The sequence below is a fragment of the Aquabacterium sp. genome (assembly GCF_048860245.1).
Classification (GTDB): Bacteria; Pseudomonadota; Gammaproteobacteria; order Burkholderiales; family Burkholderiaceae_C; genus Aquabacterium.
Genome location: NZ_JBLIZW010000049.1, coordinates 1 through 6,319, shown reverse-complemented (window position 1 = coordinate 6,319; position 6,319 = coordinate 1). Strand labels below are relative to the sequence as shown.

Sequence of the window (6,319 nt, the reverse complement as noted above, 5' to 3'; positions counted from 1 at the left end):
GCCGTGCCCACATCGGCTTACCCGACGCCAGCACGCCGCCCGTTGAATTCCAGGCTGGAGACAGCCAAGATCTGCGACGCGTTTGACCTCGTCTTACCCTCATGGCAGCAGGGTATCGAACGCATGCTCGCCGAGTTACATGGGAACCCCGCCAAATGACCCGTAAAGGCATCCTTCTCGCTGGCGGTGCCGGCACACGCTTGCACCCGGCCACGCTGGCCATCAGCAAACAGTTGCTGCCGGTGTATGACAAGCCCATGGTGTACTACCCGCTGAGCACCTTGATGCTGGCAGGCATTCGCGACATCTTGCTCATCAGCACCCCGCAAGACACACCTCGCTTTGCCTCGCTGCTGGGCGACGGCAGCCAATGGGGCTTGAACATCAGCTATTGCGTGCAGCCCAGCCCGGACGGCCTGGCGCAAGCCTTCATCCTAGGCAAAGACTTTGTGGGCAACGCCCCCAGCGCCTTGGTGTTGGGCGACAACATCTTCTATGGTCATGACTTTCAGAAGTTGCTCACGCACGCTGCCCATCGACCAGATGGCGCCAGCGTGTTTGCCTATCACGTGACCGATCCGGAGCGGTACGGTGTGGTGGACTTTGATGCCAACCAGCATGCGCTGAGCATTGAAGAAAAGCCCGTCAAACCAAAGAGCAACTACGCCGTCACCGGCTTGTACTTTTACGACAACCGGGTGTGTGACATTGCGGCCGGCCTCAAGCCCAGTGCGCGCGGCGAGTTGGAAATCACCGACGTCAATGCCACGTACCTGGCCCATGGCTTGCTGGACGTGGAAATCATGGGGCGCGGCTATGCCTGGCTCGATACGGGTACCCACGACAGCCTGCTGGAGGCCAGCCAGTACATCGCCACGCTGGAAAAACGCCAGGGTCTGAAAGTGGCGTGCCTGGAAGAAATTGCCTACCGGTCGGGTTGGATCAGCGCCGAGCAAGTGGCCAAGCTGGCCCAGCCCATGCTGAAAAACGGCTACGGCCAGTATCTGCTCAAGGTCATCAACGACAAAATTTTCTGATCGGCATGCAGTTCATCCAGACCCGGATCCCCGATGTGGTGATCATTGAGCCGGCAGTTTTCAGTGACGACCGTGGCTGGTTCATGGAAAGCTTCCATCAGGCCAAGTTCGAGGCGGGCTTGGCTCGATTGGGGCTACCCACCCCCAAGCCATTTGTGCAAGACAACCATTCGTGTAGCCGCGCAGGTGTGTTGCGCGGGTTGCACTACCAGTTGCCCCCGCATGCGCAAGGCAAGCTGGTGCGCGTGGTCAAGGGGGCTGCGTTCGATGTGGCCGTTGACATCCGCAAGGGTTCACCCACTTTTGGACAATGGGTCGGCGTCGAACTGAGTGCCAACAACCAGCGGCAACTGTGGATCCCTGAAGGGTTTGCGCACGGCTTTCTGGCTTTGCAAGACGACACCCACTTCCTCTACAAAACGACCGACGTTTACGCCAAGGACTGCGAGCGCAGCATGTTGTGGAACGACCCGGACATTGGCATTCAATGGCCAGAGGGTGATTTTTCTCTGCGCCTGGCCGAGAAGGATGCCCAAGCACCCCGCCTGAATAGGGCGGACACTTTCTGACAAACGGTCTCGGTAAGCGCGTCCCCACAACGATAATCGCGGGATGAGTTCTCCCGCAGTGATGCCCGCTTCGCCCCCTCCTACCGCCGTGCCCGTCTGGCGCCGCGCGTTGGTCTATGGCGTGTTCGCGCTGTTTGCGGCGTGGTGCATCAAGGCGTTCTGGCACGACATCACACAGATTGACCTGACGCCTCTGAAAACAGGCTGGACGGCCGTCTTGGCCGCCGGGGCGCTGTCCTTGTTCAATTACGCGCTGCGCGTGTGGCGCTGGCGTCTGTACCTGAACAAGCTGGGGCACACATTCAGCTTGCGATTCGTGGCCCTGACGTTCATGTCCGGGTTTGCGTTCACGTTGTCGCCAGGCAAGCTGGGGGAAATGGTCCGTGCACGCTATTACCAGCCCAAAGGCTTGTCTGTCTCGGCCACCAGTGGCGCTTTTTTCATCGAGCGACTGCTGGACCTGCTGGTCATGATTCTGCTGGCCTCCGCCGCCTTGGTGGACATTCAGGCCTACCGCTCGTTTTTGTGGGTGGCTGTGGCCTTGGTGGGGGGCTTGCTGGCCAGCGTGGCGATCATGCCGTGGGCTCGCATCGATGAGGCCATGGGCACTATCCCGGTCGGTAAGTTCCGGCAGGTGGTCAAGGCCATGGCCCACATGTTTGTCAGTGCCCGTCAATTTCTGACGCCGGGCATGCTGGTAGCGGGCTTGCTGCTGGGCATGGTGTCATGGGGAGCCGAGGCGGTGGGGTTGAAACTGGTGGCCGACGTGGTGGGGGTGCAGCCCTTGCCGGTATCAGCCGCCATGGGCATTTATGCCGTGGCCATCATCGTGGGGGCTTTGTCCTTCCTGCCGGGTGGATTGGGCAGCACCGAAGCGGTCATGGCTGCCCTGTTGTTTGCCCACGGCTACACCATGCCGCAGGCCATTTTGCTGACCTTGGTCTGTCGTTTGCTGACCCTGTGGCTGGCCGTGCTGATTGGCTGGCTGTGCGTTTGGGCGCTGCGCGGCGAAGCTTGAAAACAAGTCATTCATGAGTAAACCTGTTCCACTTTGCGTTGACCTTGACGGCACCCTCATCCACAGCGATCTGCTGCTGGAATCGTTTCTGCTGCTCATCAAGCGCAACCCGCTTTATCTCTTTCTGGTGCCCTTGTGGTTGCTGGGTGGCAAGGCTCGACTCAAGGCCGAAATTGCCAGCCGCGTCCAACTCAATGGTGCAGCCCTGCCTTACACCCAACCCCTGCTTGACTGGCTGAAGACCGAGAAGGCGGCCGGGCGCCCGCTGTGGCTGTGCACAGCTTCCGATGTGCGACTGGCCCAAGCGGTGGCAGATCACCTCGGCATTTTTGACGGGGTGCTGGCCAGCAATGGGCAACTCAACCTGTCTGGTCGCAACAAAGCGGCCGAATTGGTCAAGCGATTCGGTGACAAGGGGTTTGATTACTGCGGCAACCACCGGGTAGATCTACCCATCTGGCAACAGGCCCGCTCGGCCATCGTCGTCAACGCGCCGTCGTCTTTGGAAGGCGCTGCTGCCAAGGTAGCGCCCGTCAGCTTGGTGATTCCGCCTCGTAAAGTGGGCGTGCGCGTCATCACCAAAGCACTGCGTGTTCACCAATGGGCCAAAAATGCCCTGATCTTCGTGCCTGTGGCCGCCGCGCACAAACTGACCGATGCTGCCGCGCTCACCGACAGCCTGTTGGCCTTTGTGGCGTTCAGCCTGTGCGCCTCGTCGGTGTACCTGCTCAATGACATGCTGGACTTGGAGGCCGACCGCCAGCACCATAGCAAGTGCAACCGTCCGTTCGCCGCAGGCAGCCTGAGTCTGATGTTTGGCTTGCTGGCGACGCCCGCTTTACTGGCGGTGGCGCTGGCCATTTGCCTGCTGTTGCCTCTGCAATTTCTGGGGGTGCTGGCTGTGTACTACATCGCCACGCTGGCCTACTCGTTTGGCATCAAGAAGGTGGTGATGGTGGATGTGCTGGCCCTGGCCGGCCTGTACACCATCCGGATCGTGGCGGGTGCCGCCGCGTCCCACATTCCGCTGTCGTTCTGGCTGCTGATCTTCGCCATCTTCATCTTCCTGAGCTTGGCCATCGTCAAGCGCTATGCCGAGCTCTATGTCATGCGCGAACAGGGCAAGCTCAGCGCCAAGGGACGCGGCTACCACGTTGAAGACCTCAGCATCCTGCAAAACCTGGGCACCGCATCGGGCTACATCAGCATCTTGGTGCTGGGGCTGTACCTCAACTCGCCGGAGGTGGCGGTGATGTACCACCAACCCAAATTTGCCTGGGGACTGGTGCCCATCATGTTGTACTGGATCAGCCGGATCTGGATGGAAACCCACCGCGGTCAGATGCACGATGACCCCTTAGTCTACGCGCTGAAGGACCGAACCAGTCTGGCCACAGGCGCCTTGGCGGCGCTGGTGCTGTGGCTGGCCGTGTGAGGCAAGCATGAGCGCAACACAGGTGTTTTCAGCTTGGGGCCGTGTCCTGAAGGAATCGCATCAGGCCTTGGGCCTGAGCAGCCGACACGCGCCGCTGCCTTTGCCAGATGACGACACCTCGGTCCTGCCCTTTGGCAACGGCCGCAGTTATGGCGACAGCAACCTGAATCCAGGCGGCGCGCTGTTGCTGGGCGCCCAACTGGACCGCTTCATTGCCTTTGACCCCGCCACGGGCGTGCTGCGCTGCGAAGCGGGTGTCCTGCTGTCGACCATCTTGAGGTTGGTCGTGCCGCAAGGCTGGTTCTTGCCTGTAACGCCCGGCACGCAGTTCGTGACCGTGGGCGGCGCCATTGCCAACGATGTGCATGGCAAAAACCATCATCTGGCGGGCTCGTTTGGCAACCATGTGACCCAGTTCGAGCTGTTGCGCTCGGACGGATCCCGCCGCGTGTGCTCCCCCACGCAACACGCGGACTGGTATGCCGCAACGATTGGCGGTTTGGGCCTGACCGGCTTGATCACGTGGGCCGAGATCCAGCTCAAGCGCATTGCCAACCCCTACCTTGACACCGAGTCGATCAAGTTCCGCAGCCTGGAAGAGTTTTTTGAGCTCAGCACGGCCTCGGAGCGCGACTACGAATACACCGTGTCTTGGATTGACTGCGCCTTCACAGGACGACGCCTGGGTCGCGGACTGTTCAATCGGGGCAACCACGCCAGCGCAGCCATGGACACGCGGCTGTTGCCCAAGCACCTGCCCAGTGGTGTGGCAGAACACAGCCTCAAGGTGCCGATGACACCGCCGCTGTCCTTGATCAACACCGTGTCGCTCAAGAGCTTCAACACGCTGTATTTCAACAAGCAGCGGCAGGACAGGGTGCGCAGCGTGCAGCACTACCGCCCCTTCTTCTATCCGCTCGACGCTCTGCTGGAGTGGAACCGCATTTACGGTCCGCGTGGCTTTTACCAGTACCAATGCGTGATCCCGCCCGAGCAGGCCTTGCCGGCCACCCGTGAACTGCTGCAAACCATTGCGGCCAGCGGCATGGGGTCCTTCCTGGCCGTGCTCAAGCAGTTTGGTGAACCTGCGTCGCGCGGCATGTTGTCCTTCCCTCAGCCGGGTACCACGCTCGCGTTGGACTTCCCGAATACCGGCCCTCGTCTGCACAAGCTGTTTGCCGAGCTGGATCGCATCGTGTTGGGGGCGGGAGGGCGTCTGTACGCCGCCAAAGACGGCCGCCTGGGCCCCGAGCTGTTCCAAGCGGGCTATCCCCGTTGGGTCGAATTCAAGTCATACGTTGACCCTCGCTTCAGTTCTGGGCTGTGGCGGCGGGTCATGGAGCAAGCATGAGAAAAATCCTGATCGTAGGGGCCACCTCGGCCATGGCCGAAGCCTGCGCCCGCCTGTGGGCCCAGCGTGGTGACAAGCTCTTTTTGGCGGCTCGCAACGCGGCCCAACTGCAATCGGTCGCAGACGATTTGAAAGCACGCGGGGCTGCCCACGTGGGCACGAAGGTGTTTGACGCGAATGCGTTCGATCTGCATGCAAGCCTGTTGGCCGACGCCACCGTGGCCATGGGCGGACTGGACACGGTGCTGATTGCGCACGGCACGCTGTCCGACCAAGAACGGGCTCAGCAAGACGTGGGTTACGCCTTGCAAGAAATCCAGACCAACGGCACGTCCGTGGTGTCCTTGATGACTTTGGCGGGCGAGCAGCTGGCGCAACAAGGTCATGGCGCCATCGCCGTGATTTCGTCGGTGGCCGGTGACCGTGGTCGGCAAAGCAACTACGTGTACGGCAGTGCCAAGGCCTTGGTCTCGGCGTTTGCCTCGGGCTTGCGCCAGCGTTTGTCCAAACGCGGCGTGCATGTCATCACCATCAAGCCTGGCTTCGTCGACACGCCCATGACAGCCAGCTTCAAAAAAGGCGCGCTGTGGGCCAAGCCCGATCAAGTCGCACGCGACATCAGTCGCGCCATCGACAAGGGTGCCACCGTGGTCTACACACCGGGGTTCTGGCGCTACATCATGCTCATCATCAAGCACATCCCGGAACGAATTTTTGCAATGCTAAATCTCTGACGAGTTGAACGCGAAACCCCATGCATGAGGGGGTGTGAAGCGCCCCGGGTTTCGCGGAGGCCAGTTGGTTTAAGTCAGGCGGTCACGGCCTGACCAGCGTGTTGTTGGTGGTAGTTTGCCTCGAACTCGGCTGGCGGGACATTGCCCAGCGGCCCCATCAATCGATGGTGATTGA

General features: G+C 60.9%; 7 protein-coding genes. All 7 read left to right on the top strand.

The window, feature by feature from the left end; translation table 11 throughout:
- Positions 1 to 159, top strand: a 159-nt coding sequence (locus tag ACMV18_RS05915) for a sugar nucleotide-binding protein (RefSeq protein WP_420817076.1), incomplete at its 5' end; no start/stop codon positions are given.
- Complete coding sequence (gene rfbA, locus ACMV18_RS05910; RefSeq protein ID WP_420817075.1) at positions 156 to 1,037, top strand: glucose-1-phosphate thymidylyltransferase RfbA; 882 nt, start codon at positions 156 to 158, stop codon at positions 1,035 to 1,037. The genes ACMV18_RS05915 and rfbA, both read left to right, overlap by 4 nt.
- Before the next feature lie 5 nt (positions 1,038 to 1,042).
- The gene (rfbC, locus tag ACMV18_RS05905) at positions 1,043 to 1,606 is read left to right on the top strand and encodes a dTDP-4-dehydrorhamnose 3,5-epimerase (protein WP_420817074.1); all 564 of its coding nucleotides are present in this window, start codon (positions 1,043 to 1,045) and stop codon (positions 1,604 to 1,606) included.
- Between the two features lie 43 nt (positions 1,607 to 1,649).
- Positions 1,650 to 2,624, top strand: a complete 975-nt coding sequence (locus ACMV18_RS05900; protein ID WP_374256856.1) for a lysylphosphatidylglycerol synthase transmembrane domain-containing protein — start codon at positions 1,650 to 1,652, stop codon at positions 2,622 to 2,624.
- Between the two features lie 13 nt (positions 2,625 to 2,637).
- On the top strand, positions 2,638 to 4,059 hold the full coding sequence (locus tag ACMV18_RS05895; RefSeq protein ID WP_420817073.1) for a UbiA family prenyltransferase: 1,422 nt from the start codon (positions 2,638 to 2,640) through the stop codon (positions 4,057 to 4,059).
- Positions 4,060 to 4,066: 7 nt separating this feature from the next.
- Entirely contained in the window at positions 4,067 to 5,410 is a 1,344-nt protein-coding gene (locus ACMV18_RS05890; protein WP_420817072.1) for an FAD-binding oxidoreductase, read from the top strand.
- Complete coding sequence (locus ACMV18_RS05885; protein ID WP_420817071.1) at positions 5,407 to 6,144, top strand: SDR family oxidoreductase; 738 nt, start codon at positions 5,407 to 5,409, stop codon at positions 6,142 to 6,144. The genes ACMV18_RS05890 and ACMV18_RS05885 overlap by 4 nt, the downstream gene beginning before the upstream one ends.
- Positions 6,145 to 6,319 lie beyond the last annotated feature (175 nt).

Excerpts from the sequence above, each read along its gene's own strand:
- rfbA (WP_420817075.1), top strand. The coding sequence starts at position 156 with ATGACCCGTAAAGGCATCCTTCTCGCTGGCGGTGCCGGCACACGCTTG.
- rfbC (WP_420817074.1), top strand. The coding sequence starts at position 1,043 with ATGCAGTTCATCCAGACCCGGATCCCCGATGTGGTGATCATTGAGCCG.
- ACMV18_RS05900 (WP_374256856.1), top strand. The coding sequence starts at position 1,650 with ATGAGTTCTCCCGCAGTGATGCCCGCTTCGCCCCCTCCTACCGCCGTG.
- ACMV18_RS05895 (WP_420817073.1), top strand. The coding sequence starts at position 2,638 with ATGAGTAAACCTGTTCCACTTTGCGTTGACCTTGACGGCACCCTCATC.
- ACMV18_RS05890 (WP_420817072.1), top strand. The coding sequence starts at position 4,067 with ATGAGCGCAACACAGGTGTTTTCAGCTTGGGGCCGTGTCCTGAAGGAA.
- ACMV18_RS05885 (WP_420817071.1), top strand. The coding sequence starts at position 5,407 with ATGAGAAAAATCCTGATCGTAGGGGCCACCTCGGCCATGGCCGAAGCC.